Origin of the sequence: Pseudomonas sp. BN411, assembly GCF_029871235.1 — a bacterium.
GTDB lineage: Bacteria > Pseudomonadota > Gammaproteobacteria > Pseudomonadales > Pseudomonadaceae > Metapseudomonas.
Map to the genome: position 1 here is coordinate 25,961 of NZ_SSOM01000014.1, position 22,221 is coordinate 48,181.

Annotated in this window: 22 protein-coding genes; 11 read left to right on the forward strand and 11 right to left on the reverse strand. The window is 64.2% G+C overall.

The window, feature by feature from the left end; translation table 11 throughout:
* Positions 1-260: 260 nt before the first annotated feature.
* The 5 genes from E8F06_RS00265 to E8F06_RS00285 form a co-directional block, all read right to left on the reverse strand.
* Positions 261-962 carry an ABC transporter ATP-binding protein gene (locus E8F06_RS00265; protein WP_280363029.1) on the reverse strand — a complete coding sequence of 234 codons (702 nt, stop codon included), beginning with the start codon at positions 960-962 and terminating at the stop codon, positions 261-263.
* 3 nt (positions 963-965) lie between these two features.
* Positions 966-1,733: a high-affinity branched-chain amino acid ABC transporter ATP-binding protein LivG gene (livG, locus tag E8F06_RS00270; RefSeq protein ID WP_280363031.1), complete on the reverse strand. Its 768-nt coding sequence runs from the start codon at positions 1,731-1,733 to the stop codon at positions 966-968.
* The gene (locus tag E8F06_RS00275; protein WP_280363032.1) at positions 1,730-2,986 is read right to left on the reverse strand and encodes a high-affinity branched-chain amino acid ABC transporter permease LivM; all 1,257 of its coding nucleotides are present in this window, start codon (positions 2,984-2,986) and stop codon (positions 1,730-1,732) included. The genes livG and E8F06_RS00275 overlap by 4 nt, the downstream gene beginning before the upstream one ends.
* Positions 2,983-3,906, reverse strand: coding sequence for a high-affinity branched-chain amino acid ABC transporter permease LivH (gene livH / locus E8F06_RS00280; protein WP_280363034.1), 924 nt, complete (start codon positions 3,904-3,906; stop codon positions 2,983-2,985). The genes E8F06_RS00275 and livH overlap by 4 nt, the downstream gene beginning before the upstream one ends.
* A 115-nt stretch (positions 3,907-4,021) precedes the next feature.
* Positions 4,022-5,143 carry a branched-chain amino acid ABC transporter substrate-binding protein gene (locus E8F06_RS00285; RefSeq protein WP_280363036.1) on the reverse strand — a complete coding sequence of 374 codons (1,122 nt, stop codon included), beginning with the start codon at positions 5,141-5,143 and terminating at the stop codon, positions 4,022-4,024.
* Between the two features lie 303 nt (positions 5,144-5,446).
* On the opposite strand from E8F06_RS00285, the gene E8F06_RS00290 reads away from it, so the two are divergent.
* Together E8F06_RS00290 and E8F06_RS00295 are read left to right on the forward strand one after the other, a co-directional pair.
* Entirely contained in the window at positions 5,447-5,764 is a 318-nt protein-coding gene (locus E8F06_RS00290) for a DUF2288 domain-containing protein (protein ID WP_151132475.1), read from the forward strand.
* A gap of 147 nt (positions 5,765-5,911) precedes the next feature.
* Positions 5,912-6,277 (forward strand): DUF5064 family protein, encoded by a 366-nt coding sequence (locus tag E8F06_RS00295; RefSeq protein WP_280363038.1) that lies wholly within the window; start codon positions 5,912-5,914, stop codon positions 6,275-6,277.
* Between the two features lie 146 nt (positions 6,278-6,423).
* On the opposite strand, the gene phnE is transcribed toward E8F06_RS00295, so the two are convergent.
* The 4 genes from phnE to E8F06_RS00315 are packed head-to-tail and all read right to left on the reverse strand — an operon-like array spanning position 6,424 to position 9,660.
* Positions 6,424-7,188 carry a phosphonate ABC transporter, permease protein PhnE gene (gene phnE / locus E8F06_RS00300; protein WP_280363039.1) on the reverse strand — a complete coding sequence of 255 codons (765 nt, stop codon included), beginning with the start codon at positions 7,186-7,188 and terminating at the stop codon, positions 6,424-6,426.
* Positions 7,185-8,012 carry an ABC transporter permease gene (locus E8F06_RS00305; RefSeq protein WP_280363040.1) on the reverse strand — a complete coding sequence of 276 codons (828 nt, stop codon included), beginning with the start codon at positions 8,010-8,012 and terminating at the stop codon, positions 7,185-7,187. Before E8F06_RS00305 ends, phnE begins: the two co-directional genes overlap by 4 nt.
* Entirely contained in the window at positions 8,006-8,812 is an 807-nt protein-coding gene (locus tag E8F06_RS00310) for an ATP-binding cassette domain-containing protein (RefSeq protein ID WP_280363042.1), read from the reverse strand. Before E8F06_RS00310 ends, E8F06_RS00305 begins: the two co-directional genes overlap by 7 nt.
* Positions 8,809-9,660 carry a putative selenate ABC transporter substrate-binding protein gene (locus tag E8F06_RS00315; RefSeq protein WP_280363045.1) on the reverse strand — a complete coding sequence of 284 codons (852 nt, stop codon included), beginning with the start codon at positions 9,658-9,660 and terminating at the stop codon, positions 8,809-8,811. Before E8F06_RS00315 ends, E8F06_RS00310 begins: the two co-directional genes overlap by 4 nt.
* Before the next feature lie 125 nt (positions 9,661-9,785).
* Between E8F06_RS00315 and E8F06_RS00320 the strand changes: the two genes are divergently transcribed.
* From E8F06_RS00320 to mnmH, 4 genes are all read left to right on the forward strand, one after another.
* The gene (locus tag E8F06_RS00320) at positions 9,786-10,673 is read left to right on the forward strand and encodes an NAD(P)-dependent oxidoreductase (protein ID WP_280363047.1); all 888 of its coding nucleotides are present in this window, start codon (positions 9,786-9,788) and stop codon (positions 10,671-10,673) included.
* The gene (locus tag E8F06_RS00325) at positions 10,673-11,458 is read left to right on the forward strand and encodes a TIM barrel protein (RefSeq protein ID WP_280363049.1); all 786 of its coding nucleotides are present in this window, start codon (positions 10,673-10,675) and stop codon (positions 11,456-11,458) included. The genes E8F06_RS00320 and E8F06_RS00325 overlap by 1 nt, the downstream gene beginning before the upstream one ends.
* A 155-nt stretch (positions 11,459-11,613) precedes the next feature.
* Complete coding sequence (gene selD / locus E8F06_RS00330; RefSeq protein ID WP_280363051.1) at positions 11,614-12,648, forward strand: selenide, water dikinase SelD; 1,035 nt, start codon at positions 11,614-11,616, stop codon at positions 12,646-12,648.
* The gene (gene mnmH, locus E8F06_RS00335; RefSeq protein ID WP_280363053.1) at positions 12,648-13,754 is read left to right on the forward strand and encodes a tRNA 2-selenouridine(34) synthase MnmH; all 1,107 of its coding nucleotides are present in this window, start codon (positions 12,648-12,650) and stop codon (positions 13,752-13,754) included. Before selD ends, mnmH begins: the two co-directional genes overlap by 1 nt.
* Positions 13,755-13,781: 27 nt before the next feature.
* Here mnmH and E8F06_RS00340 read toward each other — a convergent pair whose 3' ends face one another.
* On the reverse strand, positions 13,782-15,983 hold the full coding sequence (locus tag E8F06_RS00340; protein ID WP_280363056.1) for a bifunctional diguanylate cyclase/phosphodiesterase: 2,202 nt from the start codon (positions 15,981-15,983) through the stop codon (positions 13,782-13,784).
* A gap of 285 nt (positions 15,984-16,268) precedes the next feature.
* Here E8F06_RS00340 and E8F06_RS00345 point away from each other — a divergent pair, with 285 nt between their 5' ends.
* Complete coding sequence (locus E8F06_RS00345) at positions 16,269-17,597, forward strand: MFS transporter (protein WP_280363059.1); 1,329 nt, start codon at positions 16,269-16,271, stop codon at positions 17,595-17,597.
* Positions 17,598-17,656: 59 nt separating this feature from the next.
* Here E8F06_RS00345 and rapA read toward each other — a convergent pair whose 3' ends face one another.
* Positions 17,657-20,506, reverse strand: a complete 2,850-nt coding sequence (gene rapA, locus E8F06_RS00350) for an RNA polymerase-associated protein RapA (RefSeq protein WP_280363062.1) — start codon at positions 20,504-20,506, stop codon at positions 17,657-17,659.
* Positions 20,507-20,661: 155 nt separating this feature from the next.
* On the opposite strand from rapA, the gene E8F06_RS00355 reads away from it, so the two are divergent.
* The 4 genes from E8F06_RS00355 to ccoM all read left to right on the forward strand — a co-directional run bounded on the left by E8F06_RS00355 (position 20,662) and on the right by ccoM (position 22,184).
* Entirely contained in the window at positions 20,662-20,958 is a 297-nt protein-coding gene (locus E8F06_RS00355; RefSeq protein ID WP_151132488.1) for an aspartate-semialdehyde dehydrogenase, read from the forward strand.
* A 42-nt stretch (positions 20,959-21,000) separates the two neighbouring features.
* Positions 21,001-21,594 (forward strand): alpha-ketoglutarate-dependent dioxygenase AlkB, encoded by a 594-nt coding sequence (locus E8F06_RS00360; RefSeq protein WP_280363064.1) that lies wholly within the window; start codon positions 21,001-21,003, stop codon positions 21,592-21,594.
* Positions 21,594-21,749, forward strand: a complete 156-nt coding sequence (locus E8F06_RS00365; protein WP_280363067.1) for a hypothetical protein — start codon at positions 21,594-21,596, stop codon at positions 21,747-21,749. Before E8F06_RS00360 ends, E8F06_RS00365 begins: the two co-directional genes overlap by 1 nt.
* Positions 21,750-22,067: 318 nt before the next feature.
* The gene (gene ccoM / locus E8F06_RS00370; RefSeq protein ID WP_280178739.1) at positions 22,068-22,184 is read left to right on the forward strand and encodes a cytochrome c oxidase subunit CcoM; all 117 of its coding nucleotides are present in this window, start codon (positions 22,068-22,070) and stop codon (positions 22,182-22,184) included.
* Positions 22,185-22,221: the final 37 nt, after the last annotated feature.

Sequence of the window (22,221 nt, forward strand, 5' to 3'; positions counted from 1 at the left end):
GGGACTGGAAACTGGGTACGGAGCCAATCTTACGGATGGGGGGATGATTAAAAAGTGATCACGCCCGATAGAGACCATCAACGCCGTTGATGGTTGGCTAAATCCTTTTGTATCAATGACTTGTGCTTTTTTGCTCAACGGTAGATGGGCGAACCAGACTCCGCTGGTGGACCGATGGAGCGTGGTCCACCCTACGAAAGCGCCCGAACGCAGAAAAAGAAAACGGCCCGCGAGGGGCCGTTTCTTGTACAGCGAGGTCGTTAGCCGCCGAGGTAGGCGTCGCGGACCTTGGGGTCGTTGAGCAGGTCGTCGCCGCTGCCCTGCATGACGATGCGTCCGTTCTCCAGCACGTAGCCACGGTCGGCCAGCTTGAGCGCCTGGTTGGCGTTCTGCTCCACCAGGAAGACGGTTACGCCGTCCTTACGCAGCTGTTCGATGATGTCGAAGATCTGCTGGATGATGATGGGCGCCAGACCCAGGGACGGCTCGTCGAGCAGCAGCAGCTTGGGCTTGCTCATCAGCGCACGGCCGATGGCGAGCATCTGCTGTTCGCCGCCGGACATGGTGCCGGCGCGCTGCTCGAAACGCTCCTTCAGGCGCGGGAACAGGTGCAGCACCTTGTCCATTTGCTCCTGGTAGTCGCCCTTTTCGGTGAAGAAGCCGCCCATGGCCAGGTTCTCTTCGACGGTCAGGCGGGCGAACACGCGGCGGCCTTCCGGCACGACGGCGATGCTCTTGCGCATGATGTCGTAGGACTCCCGGCCAACCAGCTCTTCGCCTTCATAGCGAATGCTGCCGCTGGCCGCGCGCGGCGAGCCGCAGAGGGTCATCAGCAGAGTCGACTTACCGGCGCCGTTGGCACCGATCAGGGTGACGATCTCGCCTTTCTTCACATCCATGCTGACGCTGTGCAGCGCCTGGATCTTGCCGTAGAAGGTGGAAACCTTGTCGAAAGTAAGCATGGCTCAGGCCTCCCCCAGATAGGCTTTGATCACGTCGGGGTTGTTGCGGATCTGCTCCGGCGTGCCGTCGGCCAGGGGGGTGCCCTGGTTGATCACATAGATGTGGTCGGAAATGCTCATCACCAGCTTCATGTCGTGCTCGATCAGCAGCACGGTCACGTTGTGCTCGTTGCGCAGCATGGCGATCAGCGCCTTGAGGTCGTCGGTCTCTTTCGGGTTGAGACCAGCGGCCGGCTCGTCGAGCATGAGGATGCGCGGGCGCGTCATCATGCAGCGGGCGATTTCCAGGCGACGTTGCTGACCGTAGGCCAGGGTGCCAGCCGGGCGGTTGGCGAAGTCGGTCAGGTTGACCTTCTCCAGCCAGTGGGCGGCGTAGTCCATGGCCTCGCGTTCGCTCTTGCGGAAGCCCGGAGTCTTCAAGAGGCCGGCGAGGAAGTTGGTATTGAGGTGGCGATGCTGGGCGACCAGCAGGTTCTCCACCGCAGTCATTTCCTTGAACAGGCGGACGTTCTGGAAGGTCCGCACCACGCCCTTGCGAGCGATCTTGTGGCCCGGCAGGGCTTCGATCTGCTCGCCATCGAGGCGGATGCTGCCGGAGGTCGGCTGGTAGAAGCCGGTCAGGCAGTTGAACACGGTGGTCTTGCCGGCGCCGTTCGGGCCGATCATGGAGACGACTTGTTTTTCCTGAACGGTCAGACCCACCCCGTTGACGGCCAACAGGCCGCCGAAGCGCATGGTGAGACCGCTTACTTCGAGAATCGCGCGGCTCATTGTTTCAGCTCCAGGTGGGGACGTTGCATCGGCAGCAGACCTTGCGGACGCCAGATCATCATCAGAACCATCAGGGCGCCGAACATCAGCATCCGGTACTCGCTGAACTCACGCATGAGTTCGGGCAGCAGGATCATCACGACGGCCGCGAGGATCACACCCAACTGGGAACCCAGGCCACCCAGCACGACGATGGCGAGAATGGTCGCCGACTCGATGAAGGTGAAGGACTCGGGCGTCACCAGGCCCTGGCGTGCGGCGAAGAAGCTGCCGGCAAAGCCCGCGAAGCAGGCGCCCAGGGTGAAGGCGGAGAGTTTGATGATGGTGGGGTTCAGACCCAGTGCGCGGCAGGCGATCTCGTCTTCGCGCAGGGCTTCCCAGGCACGGCCGAGCGGCATGCGCAGCAGGCGGTTGATCACGAACAGGGCCAGCAGCGCCAGCAGCAGGGCGACCAGGTAGAGGAAGACCACCTTGTTCACCGAGTTGTAGGCAATGCCGAAGTACTCGTGGAAGGTCTGTAGGCCTTCGTCGGCGCGACGCTCGAAGGACAGGCCGAAGAGGGTTGGCTTGTCGATGTTGCTGATGCCGTTCGGGCCGCCGGTGAGCCAGGTCAGGTTACGCAGCAGGATACGGATGATCTCGCCGAAGCCCAGGGTCACGATGGCCAGGTAGTCACCGCGCAGGCGCAGCACCGGGAAGCCGAGGATGAAGCCGAAGAAGGCTGCCATCAGGCCGGCGATCGGCAGGCACACCCAGAAGCCCAGGCCGTAGTAGTGCGACAGCAGCGCGTAGCTGTAGGCGCCGACGGCGTAGAAGCCGACGTAACCCAGGTCCAGCAGGCCCGCCAGGCCGACCACGATGTTCAGGCCAAGGCCGAGCAGTACGTAGATCAGGATCAGGGTGGCGATGTCCACGGCGCCGCGAGAGCCGAAGAACGGCCAGACCAGGGCGACCACGATCAGGCCGAGGATGACCCAGCGCTGGGTCGAGGGCAGGGTGAGGAAGTTCGCGGTGCCCTTCGACATGCTCGGCAGCTTGGGCGCGGAGGCCCAGGCGCCCTGCACCTTGTCGCGCATCATCTGCCAGATGAACATGGCCACGGCGCACGCCGCGATGGCCAGCAGGGTCGGGGTGTTGGCACCGGTGACCACCAGGCCCACGCCGACGACGCTGAGTTTCAGGCCGAGGACGGGGTAGGCGACGGCCAGCACCAGGAGGGCGCTGAAGAACGCCGTTTTGAGTCGAGTATTCATACCTTCTCCACCTCCGGACGGCCAAGGATGCCGGTCGGCCGGAACAACAGGACCAGAACCAGCAGGCTGAAGGCCACGACGTCCTTGTACTGGTCGCCGAAGATGTCGGCGCCGAAGGCCTCGGCTACACCCAGCACCAGGCCGCCGAGCATGGCGCCCGGAATGCTGCCGATGCCGCCGAGTACCGCTGCGGTGAAGGCCTTGATACCGGCCAGGAAGCCGATATGCGGGTTGATCACGCCGTATTGCATGCCCAGCAGCACCGCGGCCACGGCGGCCAGGGTGGCGCCGATGACGAAGGTCAGGGCGATGATGTTGTTGGTGTTGATGCCCAGCAGGTTGGCCATGCGGATGTCTTCCGCGCAGGCGCGGCAGGCACGGCCGAGGCGCGAGCGGGAGATGAACATCGTGAGGCCGTACATGACCAGGAAGGTGACGACGAAGATCAGGATCTGCATGTAGGAGATCACCACGCCATTCATGGTGCTCTCGCCAAGCACGAAGTTGCCCGGAATCAGGTTGGGAATCGCCTTGTCCTTGGAGTCCTGAGTCAGCAGTACTTCGTTCTGCAGGAAGATCGACATACCGATCGCGGAGATCAGCGGGATCAGGCGGTTGCTGCCGCGAAGGGGACGGTAGGCGACCCGTTCGATGCTGTAACCGTAAGCGCTTGCAACGATGATGCTCGCGGCGAAGGCCGCGACGATAACGATCGGAAGGCTTTCCAGACCGAGCATGGTGAGCCCGGCAATTACGATGAAGGCTACGTACGAGCCGATCATGTAAACCTCGCCGTGGGCGAAGTTGATCATGCCGATGATGCCGTAGACCATGGTGTAGCCGATGGCGATCAGGGCATAAGTGCTGCCAACGGTAAGACCGTTAACCAGCTGTTGCAGATAGTGGTAGAGATCAGGCATTCCCTAACTCCTCGGGCATCACGAAAAGCGGCGCTTGTGGCGCAGCGGAGCCCGTAAAACACGGATAAACAAAGCCCACTGCCTAAGCAGTGGGCTTTGCGTTCAGGCGGGAAGCTTATTTAGCTTCGGTCTTGGTGCCGTCCTTGTGCCACTCGTAAACCACGAAGCTGAAGTCCTTCAGATCGCCCTTCTCGTCGAAGGCCAGGTTACCGGTCGGGGTTTCGAACGAGTTGGCGCGCAGGGCAGCTGCGACCTTGGCGGTGTCGTCTGCGCCGGCTTTGGTGATGCCGTCGGCGATGACTTTCACAGCGGCGTAAGCCGGGAACACGAACGGACCGCTCGGGTCTTCGTTCTTGGCCTTGAAGGCATCTACCAGGGCCTGGTTCTTCGGATCCTGGTCGAAGGACTTCGGCAGGGTTACCAGCAGGCCTTCGGAAGCCGGGCCAGCGATGGCGGACAGTTCCTTGTTGCCTACGCCTTCCGGACCCATGAAGCGGACCTTCAGACCTTTTTCAGCCGACTGGCGCAGCAGCAGGCCCAGTTCCGGGTGGTAGCCGCCGTAGTAGACGAAGTCCACTCCGCTCTGCTTCAGCTTGGCAACGATGGTGGAGAAGTCCTTGTCGCCGGCGTTGATGCCTTCGAACAGCGGAACCTTGATGCCTTTGGCTTCCAGGGTCTGCTTCACGGCAGTGGCGATGCCTTCGCCGTACTGCTGCTTGTCGTGGATGACGGCAACGGCCTTCGGCTTGACGTGGTCAGCGATGAAGTTGCCGGCGGTCGGGCCCTGCAGGCTGTCGAGGCCGATGGTGCGGAACACCAGCTGGTAACCGCGGGAGGTGATGTCCGGGCTGGTGGAAGCCGCGGTGATCATCAGGACGCCTTCGTCTTCATAGATGTCGGACGCAGGCTGGGTGGAGCTGGAGCAGAGGTGGCCAACCACGTAGTGAATACCGTCGTTGACGATCTTGTTGGCTACGGCGACGGCCTGTTTCGGATCGCATGCGTCGTCATACACCACGCCTTCGAGCTGAGCGCCGTTCACCCCGCCGGCCTTGTTGATCTGCTCGATCGCCATCTTGGCGCCAATGAATTGCATCTCACCGTACTGGGCAACCGCACCGGTCACCGGACCTGCCAGGGCGATCTTGATGGTGTCAGCTGCTACGGAGTAGCTGGCGACACCGGCCAGAGCCATGGCGGCGAACAGTTTGGAAATCTGCTTGGTAGCCTTGTTCATAGTGCTCCACTCTTGTGTTTTTCGTTGTTGTTGTCCTGTTTGCCGGAGCTACGGGACAGGGAGTTGCACCCCGCCAACACCCCCCGGCAACTGTACCGGAACAGTGTAGATTGCTGATTTACGGCTTGAAAAGTCAGGTTTTGATGGCGGAATGATCTTGTGTCGCTTAATCGAAACAAACGTATAGAAATACGGCGTGTCTCGTGAGTGGCTGGCAACGTCAAGACAGGCTTGTCTGAATGTTGACCGACGCTATCATTGCGCCCCCCAATCCATTCGTTACCAACCAACACAAAACAAGCCATGAACGACAACGCTAGCACCCTCTATGCCAAGCTGCTCGGCGAAACCGCCGCCATCACCTGGGAAGAGCTGCAGCCCTTCTTCGCCCGTGGCGCGCTGCTCTGGGTGGAAGGCGCCGAAGACCTGGTGGGCGTGGCACTGGCCGTGGCCGAAGACGACAAGGCCCGGATATCGGCCCTGCTGGCCGCCGGCAAACTGAGCAAGGTCGAGGAAGACCGTGCCCAGGACCTGCTGGCGCGCGACCCGAAACTCTGGGCTGTAGTGGTAGCCCCCTGGGTACTGATCCAGGAGCGGGACGAGGCGCCTACCCGTCACTGACGGAGCGCCCGAATGGAGGCCAGGGAAGGCGTCCAGAAGTGTGCCGGCCGCCTGATCGCGCACTGATCAGGAGCAACCGGCGAATCCGGTGTGGCGAGCTAGACTCAATCCACCTTCTTCATTTATTGACCAACAGGGAGCGTCATCATGTTCGAACCAGGCCATGTACATCGGGCCAGCGTGCCCGGATTCCCAGGGCAGCAGTTCTCCATCGACCTTTATTACGAAGCGCGCCCTAATGCGAAAGAGGGCACCATGCTGCACTTCCGCATGGTGGGTGATATCGACGGCAAGCAGTTCTCGGAAGAGTTCGAGATGCACCGTGATACGGCGTTCAATTTCGCCAGCATCATTTCCAAGGTGGCGATTAAGAATGGGCTGCACCCCAACACCACGCTGATCATGCGCAATCACAAGGAATACGACAAAATCTTCGAAGACATCCGCCGCATTCTCGGTGCCGAGCCGGGCGAGTCGGTGAACTTCGACCATCTGGAGAAGGACGGTCTCTGACCGATTACCTGCCCAGGCAATTCAGCTTGGGCTCTTCTTGTGGGGGCGAATTCATTCGCAAAGGGCGGCAACGCTGCCCTGTGGATTTCGAAGGGCAGCCCTTCGGACCGCTAAACGATTGAAATCGCCCCCGCAGTTTTGCCTGCCTACGCGCTGACCCAGCGCTGGCGCATCCAGCCGCTCAAGGCATCCACGCCCAACACGAGCACCAGCATGGCGAGGATCACGCTGGCGGCCTGGGCTTCCTGGAACAGGGACAGGCTCATGTAGAGCATCTGTCCGAGACCTCCGGCACCAACGAAGCCCAGCACGCTGGCCATGCGGATGTTGTTCTCCCAGCGATAGAGCATGTAGGCCACCAGCTGCGGCCAGACCGCCGGCAGGGTGCCGTAGCAGAAGGCAGTGATGCGCCCACCACCGTTCAGGCGGATCGCTTCGGCCGGTTCCGCGGGGGTGTTTTCCAGGGCTTCGGCGAACAGCCGGCCCAGCACGCCAGCGGTATGCAGGGCGAGGGCCAGGGTGCCGGCGTTCGGGCCGAGGCCCGCCGCCAGCACCATCAACGCCGCCCAGACCAGCTCCGGCACGGCACGCAGGGCGTTGAGCACCAGCCTCGCGCCACCCTGGGCAGCGCCGCCGAAGCGGCCAGCGGCGGGTATGGCGAACGCCATCCCCAGCAAGGCTGCCAGCAGGGTACCCAGTGCTGACATGGCGAGGGTTTCCAGGGCGCCCCAGCCAATGGCCGCAAGATGCGGGGCGGACAGGTCGGGCTTGAGGAAGCGCGCCGCGTAGCTGCCCATCTGTTGCAGGGCATCGCCACTGACGAGCGCGCCGAGATCGATACCCAGCCCTATAAAAGAAGCGATCACTGCCGCCAGCAGGGCGAGAAGCACCAGGATATTGCCCGGCTTCACGCGAACCTCCCGCGCAGGAAGCGACTGAGCTGGTCGGCCAGCAAGACCAGGGCGAGGAAGGTCAGCAGCATGCTGGCCACTTCGCCACCGGCGAACATGCGCATGGACAGGTCCATCTGCTGGCCCAGGCCGCCGGCGCCGACGAAGCCCATCACCACCGAGGCGCGTACCGCGCACTCCCAGCGGTAAACGGTGTAGGAAATCATCTCCGCCGCAGCAACGGGCAGCACGCCGTAGGCGAAGGCGGAAAGGCGCGGGCTACCGGCGGCAAGCAGGGCACGGGTGGGGCGTGGGTCGACGGATTCGAAGATTTCCGCATAGACCTTGCCGAGCATGCCGCTGTAGGTGATGGCGATGGCCAGCACCCCGGCAGTGGGGCCCAGGCCCACGGCGCGGACGAACAGCAGCGCCCAGACGATCTCCGGCACGCTGCGCAGGAAAATCAGCAGCCCGCGCACCGGCCAGCGCAGGGCCTGCGCCCACCAGGCCGGGCGACCGCCGCGGTGCAGGGCGGACAGCGACAGCGCACGACTGGCCCAGAGGGAAGCGGGCAGGGCGATCAGCAATGCCAGGCTCATGCCGGCAGTGGCGATGGCCAGGGTTTCCAGGGTGGCGCGGCCCAGGAGAAGGAGGAATTCCTCGCCGTGCTCGGGAGGCCAGAAGGCGGAGAGGAACTGCCCCATGGTGCGGGCGTTGCCTTCATCCAGCAGGACGGCCGGGTTCAGCTCGCTCAGCTTCAGGCCGGGCCAGAGCAGCGCCAGGGCCAGCAGGGTGAGCAGCAGCCGGGGCAGCGCCGCAGGGTCGCGAGGAGAAGACTTCAGCATCGCGGAATATGCAGTACGGGCGGCGCCACGGGCGGGGAGGACGGTAGGTCGCCGCGCAATTGCTCGTTGGCGTAGAGACTATCCAGATCGGCCTGAGTCACGGCCTCGCGGGGACGGTCGAAGGCGATGCGGCCATCCCGTACGCCGACGATGCGCGGGAAGTGCGCCAAGGCAAGCTCCACTGCGTGCAAGCTGGCGAGCAGGGTGACGCCACGACGGCTGGCATCGGCGCAGAGGACGCCGAGGGTGTGGTCGGCCAGGACCGGGTCCATGGCGGAAACAGGCTCGTCGGCGAGGATCAGTTCCGGCGTCTGGTAGAGCACGCGGGCGATGCCCACCCGCTGCAATTGGCCGCCGGAGAGTTGGTCGCAGCGCTCGAAGAGTTTTTCGGCCAGATCGAGCCGGGCCAGCGCGGCCTGGGCACCGGCTCCGTCCAGTGGATGCAGAAGGCTGAGCAGTCCCTTGGCCAGCGACCACTGGCCGAGCTTGCCGGCCAGCACGGCAGTGACTACCCGCTGGCGTGGTGGAAGCGGCGGGGCCTGGTGGACCAGGCCGATGCGTGCGCGCAGTCGCTGGCGTTCCCGCGCGGAGAGCGACCAGGGCGCTGCGCCGAGCAGCTGGAGCTGCCCGGATGAGGGCTTCAGACTGGTGGCCAGCAGGCGCAGCAGACTGGTCTTGCCGGCACCGGACGGACCGATGATGGCGACCCGCTCGCCGTGGCCGACGTTCAGGTCGATGCCCCTGAGCGCCGGCTGGCCGTTGGCGTGGACCAGGTCCACGCCATGCAGCGACAGGCTCACTTCAAGAGGCCGGCCGAGCGTGCGGCTTCCTCGATGCCCTGGTAGTTCTCGGGCTTGGTCGGAATGAAGCGGCTGGCGGCCTGCAGATCGAGGATCGCCTTGTGCTCCGGGTTGGCCGGGTCGAGGGCGAGGAAGGCCTGCTTGATCTTCTCGGCCAAGGCCGGGTCGAGGGTGCCACGCACGGTCCAGTTGTAGTCGTAGTAGGTCGGGGTGGTGGCGAAGACTTTCACCTTGCCGGTGTCGACCTTGCCGGCGTCCACCAGCTTCTGCCAGACGCTGGCGTTCAGCACGCCGCCGTCCACCTTGCCGGCCTGGACCCAGGCCACGGTGGCGTCGTGGGCGCCGGAGTAGGCGACGCGGGAGAAGAACTGCTCGGGCACGATGCCGTCCTTCTGCATGAAGTAGCGCGGCATCAGGCTGCCGGAGGTGGAGGACACGGAACCGAAGGCGAAGGTCTTGCCCTTGAGGTCCTGCAGGGACTTCACCGCCGGGTCGGCGCTGATGAATTTGCTGGTGAACTTCTCGTCCTGCTCACGCTGCACCAGCGGAATGGCGTTGCCGGTCTTCAGGCGGGTCTGGACGAAGGTGAAGCCGCCGAGCCAGGCCATGTCCAGGCGGTCGGCCGCCAGGGATTCGACCACGGCGGCGTAATCGGCCACGGGAACGAACTCCACCTTCATGCCCAGTTGCTGCTCGAGGTAGGCACCAAGCGGCTTGAACTTGCGCAGCAGTTCGGTGGGGGCTTCATCAGGAATGGCCGATACCTTGAGAACGTCGGCGGCCTGGGAGACGACTGCGGAAACGGACAGGGCAATGCCAGCCACGAGGGCGAGAGAGCGTTTGATCATGGGATTCTCCGGTTCAATAGCGGAAAAGGCAGGCGGATTATAGTGAGCGCCAAGGGGCTTGGTAGCTTCATGTTGCTGCCCACGCGTTTAAGATGTGCGTTTCGCCAACTGTCTGGAGTCTCGGCATGACCGATTCCCTGCCTTCCATTGCTTTTGCCGGCATTGGCCTGATGGGCCTGCCGATGACCCGCCGCCTGCTGGCTGCGGGTTTTCCGCTGACTGTTTGGAACCGTTCCCCGGAGAAATGCGCGCCGCTGCTGGAGCAGGGTGCCCATCGCGTGAAGATCCCGGCCGAGCTCTGTGCCGAGGCGGATATCGTCATGCTCTGCCTGGCCGATACCCGTGTGGTGCGCAAGGTGGTGTTCGGTGAGGGCGGGATAGTCGAAGGCGCGAAACCGGGCCAGTTGCTGGTGGACTTCTCCAGCCTGGAACCGGCGGCCACCCGCGAAATGGCGGCCGAGCTGGAGGCCCGGACCGGCATGCGCTGGATGGATGCCCCGGTATCCGGCGGCACACCCGGCGCCGAGGCCGGCACGCTGGCGATCATGGCCGGCGGCCATGCAGAGGACGTGGAGCGGGTACGGCCGATCCTCGCCCACCTGGGCCAGCGCCTGACCCGCATGGGCGGGGTAGGGGCCGGCCAGGTGACCAAGGTGTGCAACCAGATGATCGTGGCCTGCAATGCCTTGGTGATTGCCGAAGTGGTGGCCCTGGCGGAAAAGGCCGGTGTGGATGCCAGCCTGATCGCTCCGGCTCTGGCGGGCGGCTTCGCCGACTCCAAGCCCTTGCAGATCCTCGGGCCGCAGATGGCCGAGAGCCGCTTCGAACCCATCAAATGGCACGTGCGCACTCTGTTGAAGGACCTGGATACCGCCGTCCGCCTGTCCCGTGAACACGACTCGGCAACACCGCTCAGCGGCCTGGCTGCGCAGTTGATGCGCCTGCACGGCAGTCAGGGCAATCTGGAACGTGATCCGGCTACTCTGGTGGAAATGTACCGGGAGGATCTCTGATGAAGATCGCCGCCAACCTGTCCCTGTTGTTCACCGACCGCCCGCTGATCGAGCGCGTCATTGCTGCCCGCGTCTCCGGCTTCGATGGCGTCGAGGTGCAGTTTCCCTATGAGTTGCCGGCGATCCGCATGAAGGAAGTGCTGGAGGCCGCCGGCCTGCCGCTGATCCTGTTCAACCTGCCGGCCGGCGACCTGATGGAAGGCGGCCCGGGGCTGGCCGCGGTGCCGGAGCGCCAGGAACAGTTCGACGACGCCCTGGAACAGGCGCTTGCCTACGCCGCCATGACCCGGCCGCGCTTCGTCAACGTACTGGCCGGGCGTCAGGCCGAGGGTGTCAGTCGCGATCGTGCGCTGGCCTGTCTCGCCGCCAACCTGCGCAAGACCGCCGAAGCCTTCGCCGTGCTGCACATCGGCGTGGTGTGCGAGGCGATCAACCCGCTGGACATGCCGGGCTTCCTGATCAACACCCCGGAGCAACTGGACGTGCTGCTGCGTGATGTCGATCACCCCAACCTGCACGCGCAGTACGACCTCTATCATATGGCCCGCCAGGGCGTGGACGCGGCGGCGGGCATCCGCCTGCTGGCCGGCCGCATCGGCCATGTGCAGTTCGCCGACTGCCCCGGCCGTGGCGAACCGGGCACCGGCAATACCGACTTCGGCCCGGCCATGCGTGCCCTGCAGGAAGACGATTACCCCGGCTGGCTGGGCGCCGAATACAAGCCCACCGGCGTTACCGCCGAGACCCTCGGCTGGTTGCCGGAGTGGAAGGCCAGGCTGGCCTGAGTCGCCCGGCGTGCAAGAACATTGTGGGGGCGAATTCATTCGCTGAGCGGACCGGCAGGTCCGGCGGTGGATGCAAACGGTGAGCGCGGTGCGCCCATAAGCGAATGAATTCGCCCCCACAGAAAACTGATTCAGCTTCTGTAAGAGAGAACCAGATGACCGACCCCATCCGCCTGACCCAGTACAGCCATGGCGCTGGCTGCGGCTGCAAGATTTCCCCCAAGGTGCTGGAAGTGATCCTTGCCGGCAGCGGTGCCCAGAACCTCGATCCGAAACTCTGGGTAGGCAATGCCTCCAAGGATGATGCGGCGGTCTATGCGCTGGACGACGAGCGCGGCGTGGTGTCCACCACCGACTTCTTCATGCCGATCGTGGATGACCCCTTCGACTTCGGCCGTATCGCTGCCACCAATGCCATCAGCGATATCTACGCCATGGGCGGCGACCCGTTGATGGCCATTGCCATCCTCGGTTGGCCAGTGAACCTGCTGCCGCCGGAAGTGGCCCGCGAAGTGATTCGGGGTGGCCGTTCGGTGTGCGACGAGGCGGGCATTCCACTGGCCGGCGGACACTCCATCGATGCCCCCGAGCCTATCTTCGGTCTGGCCGTCACCGGCGTGGTGGACAAGCGCAACATGAAGCGCAACGACACCGCCACCGCCGGCTGCAAGCTCTACCTGACCAAGCCCCTGGGCATCGGCATCCTCACCACTGCCGAGAAGAAGGGCAGGTTGCGGGAGGCCGACGTGGGTCTGGCCCGCGACTGGATGTGCACGCTGAACAAGCCCGGCAGCCGCTTCGGCAAGCTGGCGGGGGTCACCGCCATGACCGACGTCACCGGCTTCGGCCTGCTCGGCCACCTGGTGGAAATGGCTGACGGCAGCGGCCTGACCGCCCGCATCGATTACGCCAAGGTGCCCAGCCTGCCCGGTGTCGAGTACTACCTTGAACAGGGCTGCGTGCCCGGCGGCACACTGCGCAATTTCGACAGCTACGGCCATCGCCTGGCGCCGCTGGCCGAGGTGCAGAAGCTGTTGCTCTGCGACCCGCAGACCAGCGGTGGGCTGCTGGTGGCGGTGACGCCGGAAGGGGAGGCGGAGTTCCTCTCCGTGGCCGAGGGGCTTGGCCTGCAACTGGCGCCGATCGGCCAGCTGCACGAGCGACAGAGTCTCGCGGTAGAGGTGTTCTGATGCGTCCCGATACCTCGAACTACCGCGAAATCTTCCTCAACGACGTACCGATGATGGATGCCCGCGCTCCCGTTGAATTCATCAAGGGCGCCTTCCCGCACACGGTCAACCTGCCGCTGATGACCGACATCGAGCGGCAGAAAGTGGGTACCTGCTACAAGCAGCATGGCCAGGACGCTGCGATCGCTCTGGGCCACCAACTGGTCAGCGGGGCTACCAAGGCCGAGCGCATCGAGGCCTGGTCTGCCTTCGCCCGCGCCAATCCCCAGGGCTATCTCTACTGCTTCCGTGGCGGCCTGCGTTCGCAGCTGGTCCAGCAATGGCTGAAGACCGAAGCCGGCATCGAGTATCCGCGCGTGAAGGGCGGCTACAAGGCGATGCGGACCTTCCTCCTGGACACCACCCAGCAGGCGGTGGCCCAGTGCGAGTTCGTGCTGGTCGGCGGCCTGACCGGCACCGGCAAGACCGATGTGATCACCCAGTTGGCCAACAGCCTCGACCTGGAAGGCCATGCCAACCATCGCGGTTCCAGCTTCGGCAAGCGCGCCACGCCGCAGCCGGCGCAGATCGATTTCGAGAACAGCCTCGCCATCGACCTCCTGAAGAAGCGTGCTGCCGGCCATGAGCAGTTCGTGCTGGAAGACGAGGGGCGCATCGTTGGCAGCTGCTCCGTGCCTCTGGAGCTTTACCAGGGTATGCAGGATTACCCGCTGGTGTGGCTCGACGACAGTTTCGAAGACCGCGTCGAGCGCATCCAGCGCGATTACGTGGTGAACCTGTGCGCCGAGTTCATCGACACCCACGGTGCCGAGCACGGCTTTACCCGTTTCGCTGCGCGTTTGCGCCAGAGCCTGGACAATATCCTCAAGCGCCTGGGCGGCGAGCGTCATCAGCGCATGTCGGCCCTGATGGACCAGGCCCTGGCCGAGCAGGAGGCCACCGGCAACGTGGACCTGCATCGCGCCTGGATCGAAGGGCTGCTGCGGGAGTACTACGACCCCATGTACGCCTTCCAGCGCGAGAGCAAGGCCTCGCGCATCGAGTTCGCCGGGGAGCAGGCGGCGGTGCTGGAATACCTGCGTCAGCGTGAGCTGGCGCGCGCCTGAGCGGGCTGGCCGAGCGGGGCCGGGACGCTAGGCAGGGTTCGAGTCAATCGGCCTCAGTGGCCTTACGTTGCTGCTGCCCAGCCCGTGGGAGTGGCGCAGGAAATCCTCGATGACCACCAGCGGCTGGGGACGGCTGAGCAGGTAGCCCTGGATGTAATCGCAGCCGTGGCTGCGCAGGAAGTCCAGTTGCTCACGGGTCTCCACGCCTTCGGCCACCACCTGCAGGTGCAGGGTGTGAGCCATGCCGATGATGGCCTGGACGATCTCCATGTCGGCATGGCTACCGGGAATGTCCATGACGAATGACCGGTCGATTTTCAGGGTGTCCAGTGGCAGGCGCTTGAGGTAGGCGAGGGAGGAATAGCCGGTACCGAAGTCGTCGATGGAGATGCTGACACCCAGGCCGCGGATGCCCTCCAGAAGGTGCAGGGCCTGGCTGACATTGCTCATCAGGGCGTTTTCGGTGACTTCCAGTTCCAGTCGCTGCGGGCGGATGCCGTTCTCCGTCAGGGCACGTTGCACTTCCTCCACCAGGTCGTCACGGCTGAGGTTCAGCGCCGAGCAGTTCACCGCCACGCGCAGTTCGTGGAAGCCCTGGGCTGCGAGGCTGGACAGGTCGCGGCAGGCCTGGCGCAGCACCCAGCCATCCAGGTCGGCGATGAAGCCGTTGGCCTCGGCAACGCTGATGAAGCGTTCCGGCGACAGCAGCCCCAGTTGTGGATGTTGCCAGCGCACCAGGGCTTCCAGTTTGGTCACCTGGCCGCTGTGCAGGTCGAGGATGGGCTGGTAGTTGAGGAAAAGACCTTCGTTCTTGGCCAGCGCCAGGTGCAGTTCTTCTTCCAGTTGCAGTTCGAAGGTGGCCTTGTTCTTCAGGTGCCGGCTGAAGAAGTGCAGGTTGTTGCGTCCGCTACCCTTGGCCTGGTAGAGCGCAAGGTCGGCGTGTTTGAGGAGTTCCTCGCAGGTTTCGCCGTCGTCGGGGTAGAGGCTGATGCCGATGCTGGTGGTCATGGTGACATTGCGCCCGGCCAGGGTGATGGGCTCCTTCATGCGCTGCATGATGCGCTGGGACAGGGCCTTGGCTTCGGCCAGGTTGTCCAGGCTGGCGAGCACGCAGAACTCGTCACCTCCCAGGCGTGCAATCACGTCGTCGCGGCGCAGGACACTTTGTACCCGGTCGGCCACTACCTTGAGCAGCTCGTCACCGGCGTCGTGGCCCAGGTTGTCATTGATGCGCTTGAAGTGGTCCACGTCCAGGAACATCACCGCCAGCGACTGCTTGAGCTGGGCGTGGACGAGCAGCTTTTCCGCGAAGAACTCATTGAAGGCGCGGCGATTGGGCAGGTTGGTCAGGGCGTCGTAATGGGCGACGTTCTGCAGCTTCACCTTCACCTGTTCCAGCTCCCGCAGCAGATTGCTGACGTGCTGCAGGTCGCGCTCCTTGCGTTGCAACTTCTTGTCGGCCCAGGCCACACCCAGGGCGGACAACAGCACCATGCCGGCAATCACCGCCAGGCTTGAGCCAAGTTGTACGGCATTGTCGGCGTGGTCCAGTAGCAGTTCGGTACCGACCGGCACCACCAGTTGCAGGGCCAGCATCCCGGTGAAGTGCATGGCGCAGATGGCAGCGCCCATGGCCAGGCTGGCGGGAATCTTCAACAGCTGGTGGCCTTCGTCGTGGTCGCGGAAAAAGGTGGAAAGGAGCATGGCGGCCAGGCTGGCGGCGATGGCGACGCCCACCGAGAGCGCGACCATGCCGGGGTGGTAGTACTGGGTGGCCGCCGAGCGGATGGCGGCCATGCCGCAGTAGTGCATCAGGGTGATGCCCAAGCCCACGGCGAGGGCCGCGATTACATAGTGTCGGGGGTCGAGCTTGGCCCGCCCGAGGGTGTACATGCCCACCAGCGAGGCGGCGACCACGATCATCAGGGAAAGGGCGGTCGTGGGGATGTCGTAATCGATGCTGACTGGCGCCTCGAAAGCCAGCATGGCGATGAAGTGCATCGCCCAGATTCCGCCGCCCAGGCAACAGGCGCCGAGCCAGCTCCACCATCGCCGGGTTTCCGACTGTTGCGCATGGGCCACCCGTTCGGCCATGTCGAAGGCGCAGTAGCCAGCTCCTGAAGCCACCAGGAAGGCCAGCAGCACCAGCCAGCTGTTATGGGTGCAAGCCAGCAGAATCTGGCCGTCCGCAGGGAGTTCGGTACCGAAACGCAGGCCCAGCCAATCCATAGAAAATTTCCCATGCAGGCGGTTCGAGTTCACGGAAAGAGGTCTGATGGCACAGTGCTGTCAGTTTAGTCAGCGTAGGGGGTCTTTTTTGGTACTGACGTGCATTGGCGCTGAACGGTCGCCGACGTTGGATAGCTGGCAGGGGAGGGCATCCATTACCGCAGCATCGGGTTACATAAATCACACGAATTTTCGCAGACAGCTGTCAGCAGGAGGCTCTAGATTGCTGCATCGACCCCGGCTTGCGGTTACCCGGGCGCCTGACAACAACAACGAGACCGACACATGCAGCAATCTCCTCAAGCGGCCAATGCCTGGCGCGTGCTCTTCCTGCTTTTTCTGGCGAACCTGTTCAACTTCTTCGATCGGACCATTCCGGCCATCATCATCGAGCCGGTTCGTCACGAGTGGAGCCTCTCCGACTTCCAGCTGGGCCTGATCGGCACCGCCTTTACCCTGGTCTATGCCGTTGCCGGCGTCCCGCTGGGACGCATGGCCGACACCGGCGCGCGCAGGAAGATCATGGGTTGGGGCCTGGCAGTCTGGAGCGGGCTGACGGCGGTGAACGGCCTGGCCTGGAACTTCTGGAGCTTCCTCCTGGTGCGCATGGGCGTGGGCATTGGCGAGGCCAGCTACGCACCTGCGGCCAACTCGCTGATCGGTGATCTCTTCCCCGCCCACAAGCGCGCCCGCGCCATGGGCATCTTCATGCTCGGCCTGCCGCTGGGGCTGGTACTGGCCTTCTTCACCATCGGCGCCATGGTCAAGGCCTTCGACAGCTGGCGCGCTCCGTTCTTCATCGCCGCTGTGCCGGGTCTGATCCTGGCCATCTTCATGTTCTTCATCAAGGAACCTGCTCGCGGTGCCGCCGAGGTGGTGAAGGTTTCCAGCGCAACTCCGGTGGATAAGCCGCTGCGCCGGGTGCTGGCTATCCGCACCTTCTGGTGGCTGACCGTGGCTGGCCTGACCTACAACTTCGCCACCTACGCCACCAACTCCTTCATGGTGCCGATGCTACAGCGCTACTTCCTGATGCCCCTGGAGCAGGCGGCCATCTCAACCGGGATAATCACCGGCCTGACCGGTCTCGTGGGGCTGACCCTGGGTGGCTGGGTGGCGGACAAGGTGCACCAGAAGTCCGAGCGTGGCCGTCTGTTGTTCGCCGCCTTCAGCATGGCGGTTGCGGCCGTCTGCACCGGTTACGCGCTGATGGCGGGACGTATCGAGATCGGCCTGTTCGTCGGCGTGTTCAGCCTGGGCTGGCTGTTTGCCTACAACTTCTACACCTGCGTCTACACCGCCATTCAGGATGTGGTGGAACCGCGCCTGCGGGCCACCGCCATGGCGCTGTACTTCGCTGGCCTTTACCTGCTTGGCGGCGGCCTCGGCCCGGTCGTGGTGGGCTTGCTGTCGGACCACTATTCCCAAGTGGCGATGCTGGCGGCCGGTGCCAGCGAAATGAACGAAACCTTCAAGGCCGTGGGCCTGCACAATGCCATGTACCTGGTGCCGGCGGCGCTCACCCTGACCATGCTGGCGCTGTTCCAGGCCGCTCGTTGCTTCGTGCGCGATGCGGCGAATATGCGTCAGGGAATGGTGGCTGCCGCGGCCTGACGGTTCGCAGCAATAAAAAAGGCCCGCATCTGCGGGCCTTTTTTATTGCCTTCCCTGGATCAACCCGCTACGAGCACCCGGATCGACTCCAGACGCAGGGCTGCCTTGTCCAGCAACTGGAGGCCCTCGTTACGCTGATGACGAACGGCTTCCAGCTCGCTGTCGCGCACGGTCGGGTTCACCGCCTGGAGCGCGGTGAGGCGGGCCAGTTCTTCGTCCAGCTCGGCCTTCAGGCGACGTTGGGCTTCGGCCACTCGCTCGGCGTGGCGCGGGGCGATCTTGGCTTCGCCGGCGTTGATCTGCGCTGCGAGCACATCGCGCTGGGCCTGGACGAACTTGTTGGCGCTGCCGCGCGGCACGCTTTCCAGCTGGTCATTGAGGGTGTCGAAGGCCACCTTCGCCGCCAGGTCGTTGCCGTTGGCGTCCAGCAGGCAGCGCAGGGCCTTGGGCGGCAGGAAGCGGCTGAGCTGCAGGGCGCGCGGAGCTACCGCTTCGCTGACATAGATCAGTTCCAGCAGCACGGTGCCGGGCTTGAGTGCCTTGTTCTTGATCAGCGCCACGGAGGTGTTGCCCATGGAGCCGGAGAGCACCAGGTCCATGCCGCCCTGGACCATGGGGTGCTCCCAGGTGAGGAACTGCATGTCCTCGCGGGACAGTGCCTGGTTGCGGTCGTAGGTGACGGTCACGCCTTCGTCGTCGCCCAGGGGGAAGCCGGCGTCGAGCATCTTCTCGCCGGGCTTGAGTACCAGGGCGTTCTCGGAGTGGTCTTCGCTGTCGATGCCGAAGGCTTCGAACAGGGATTCCATATAGATAGGCAGGGCGAACTGGTCGTCGATCTCGAGGATGTCCTCCACCAGGCGCTCGCCCTCGCCGGCGCCGCCGGAGTTGAGTTCCAGCAGGCGGTCACGGCCGTTGTGCATTTCACCTTCCAGGCGCTTGCGCTCGGCTTCGGCTTCGTCCACCAGGGCGTCCCAGTCCTTGTCGTCGCTACCTTCGAGCATCGGCAGCAGGCGCGGGCCGAACTTGTGCTGGATCGCGCTGCCGGTGGGGCAGGTGGCGAGGAAGGCGTTCAACGCCTGGTTGTACCACTGGAACAGGCGCTCCTGCGGACTGGTTTCCAGGTAAGGCACGTGCAGCTGGATGGTGTGCTTCTGGCCGATACGGTCGAGGCGGCCGATGCGCTGTTCCAGCAGGTCCGGGTGGGCCGGCAGGTCGAACAGCACCAGGTGGTGGGCGAACTGGAAGTTGCGGCCTTCGGAGCCGATTTCCGAACAGATCAGCACCTGCGCGCCAAATTCCTCGTCGGCGAAGTAGGCGGCTGCGCGGTCGCGTTCAAGGATGCTCATGCCTTCGTGGAACACGGTGGCGGGAATGCCGGAGCGCACGCGCAGGGCGTCTTCCAGGTCCAGGGCGGTTTCCGCGTGGGCGCAGATCACCAGAACCTTGAACTTCTTCAGCATCTTCAGGGTGTCGATCAGCCACTCGACGCGCGGGTCGAAGCGCCACCAGCGCTCGGATTCGTCGCCGCTGTCTTGTTGCGCCTGGAAGCTGACTTCCGGGTAGAGGTCAGGATGCTCGCCGATCGGCAGCTCCATGTATTCCACCGGATTGGGCAGCGCGTAGGGGTGCAGCTGACGCTCGGGGAAACCCTGCACGGCGGCACGGGTGTTGCGGAACAGCACGCGGCCGGTGCCGTGGCGGTCCAGCAGCTCGCGTACCAGGCGCGGCGAGGCTTCTTCATCGCCCTCGGCAAGGGCCTTGAGAAGACTTTCGCCCTCTTCGCCGAGGAAGCCCTTGATGGTGGCTTCGGCCTTGGCGCTCAGGCGGCCCTGGTCCAGCAGTTCCTGGACGGCCTCGGCCACGGGGCGGTAGTTGGCGCTTTCGGCGCGGAAGGCGTCCAGGTCGTGGAAGCGGTTCGGGTCCAGCAGGCGCAGGCGCGCGAAGTGGCTTTCCAGACCCAGCTGTTCCGGGGTCGCGGTGAGCAGCAGCACGCCGGGGATGACTTCGGCCAGTTGCTCCACCAGGCGGTATTCGGGGCTGGCCTGTTCCGGGTGCCAGACCAGGTGGTGGGCTTCGTCGACCACCAGCAGGTCCCAGCCGGCGGCGAAGGCAGCATCCTGGGCGCGCTCGCTGCTCTTCAGCCATTCCAGGGAAACCAGGGCGAGCTGAGTGTCCTCGAAGGGGTTGCTGGCATCGCTTTCGGCGAAGCGCTCGGCATCGTACAGGGCAACCTGCAGGTTGAAGCGACGGCGCATCTCCACCAGCCACTGGTGCTGGAGGTTTTCCGGGACCAGGATCAGCACGCGGTTGGCGCGACCGGAAATGAGCTGGCGATGGATGACCAGGCCGGCCTCGATGGTCTTGCCCAGGCCCACTTCGTCGGCCAGCAGAACGCGCGGCGCAACGCGGTCGGCCACTTCACGGGCAATGTGCAGCTGGTGGGCGATGGGCTGCGCGCGGGCGCCGGAGAGGCCCCAGAGGGACGACTGCAGCAGGCGCGAGCGGTGCTCCAGGGTGTGGTAGCGCAGGGCGAACCACTTGTGCGGGTCGATCTGGCCGGCGAACAGGCGATCGTTGGCCAGACGGAACTGGATGAAGTTGTTCAGCTGGGTTTCCGGGAGGATGCGGCGCTCGTTCTGGGCGGTGATGCCGTGATAGATGAGCAGGCCGTCGACATCCTCGACTTCCTGGACGTTGAGTTTCCAGCCGTCGAAGTGGGTGATCTCGTCGCCGGGGGCGAAGCGCACGCGGGTCAGGGGAGCATTGCGCAGCGCGTACTGGCGGGTGTCGCCAGTGGCCGGGTAGAGCACGGTGAGCAGGCGGCCATCCGACGTCAGGATGGTCCCGAGCCCCAGCTCCGCTTCGCTGTCACTGATCCAGCGTTGCCCCGGTTGATACTGCTGCGCCATGCCTGTCTCCCTGAGATGAAAAAAGCCGCGTATGTTAACGGAACAGCGGGCGCAGGGCGACGCCGGATACGGGCCGTATGTCCGCAAAAGTGTAGCGAGCGCCGGTAAAGAAGCGGCGAAGGCGGCCGACAGACTGACCAAAGGAGGGCGTCATCATGCTGCCACCCATTCCGCAGAGCCTGGTCCCGGTCACGGCCCAGCAGGACGTGGTCAAACCGCGCCCCGACATTCCACCGGTCACACCGATGCAGGAGAGCGCGCAGGAGAGCGCCGTGGGCCTGGACAAGCGTCATCCCCAGGAGGCTGAGGAGCTGTTGCGCGAAGAGCAGCGCCGCCGCCAGCGACGTGGCTATACCCCGCAGGAGCTGGCGACGGGCGAGGTGGCCGAGGAAGACCAGTCGGTGCTGGAGGAGCTGCCGCGACAGGGCCTGTGGGTGGATGTGGAAGTCTGACGCGCGCAGAATGAGCCATCTTCTTTCCTGAAGCCGATACCGGTGGACCTGTTCGACGATATCCCCCTCCAGTTGCCCGACGCCGAACTGCGCTACGAGCCGCACTTCCTGTCGAGGGATGAGGCCAGCGACTGGTTTACGCGGCTGGTGGCCGAAACGCCCTGGCAACAACCCGAGGTCTATTTGCACGGCCGCTATTACCCGGTGCCGCGGCTGGTGGCCTGGTACGGCGATCCCGAGGCCAGCTACCGTTATTCCGGCCTGACCCACCAACCCTTGCCCTGGACGCCGTTGCTGGCGGAAATCCGCGCGCGGCTGGTGGATGCGACAGGCCAGCCTCTCAATGGCGTGCTGCTCAACTACTACCGCGACGGCCAGGATTCCATGGGCTGGCACAGCGACGACGAGCCCGAGCTGGGGCGCAATCCCCTGGTGGCCTCGCTGAATCTGGGTGGCACCCGTCGTTTCGACCTGCGGCGCAAGGGCGGCAGCCGCATCGAGCACTCCCTGGAACTGGGGCATGGCGCGCTACTGGTCATGAGCGGGCCGACGCAGCATCATTGGCAGCACCAGGTGGCGAAGACCCGTACCTCTTGCGCCCCTCGGCTCAACCTCACATTCCGCTGGATCCGCTGATGAGCAACGACGAAAACCTGATCGACTTCGGCGCAGAGCGCGACAAGCGCATCCATGACGTCCACGAGAAGCGCCTGAACGACATGCGCAAGGCCTTCGAGCAAGCCATGCCCTTGTCCAAGGGCAAGAAAGGCAAGAAGCCGAAGAAGCGCTGAGCTTCTCTCGAGTCGCCCTGATACCGCTCCGGTAGGGTGCGCCGCGCGCATCGGCGGTCAGACGTGGCGCCGAAGCTGATGCTCATGGCGGTGCGCATAGCGCACCCTACGATCTAGACCGAGCTAAAGAACTTGGCTTCGCTCCCGCAAGCCCTCCATTCCGCGACTTCGACCCCCTCGAAAATTGACTTGGATCAGTCTCCGGCAAGCCTGTTCGCGGGGGCTCGTAGCTTATTGATCCAAGTCAATTTTCCTCTCCAGTCGTGCGGGTAACTTGAACCCATCGAAGCAACAACGCCACAACGCAGGAGGCAGATCATGTTCATCGATACAGTCGTTCTCGCCGGTATAGGCACCGTCGGTCTCATGGTCGCTTTCTTCGCCGGTGTTGGTTACTTCATCTGGAAAGACTCCCACAAACGCAATTCGCGTTGAGTCACTCTGGGTTTACAGGCACGCAAGGCACCTCGGG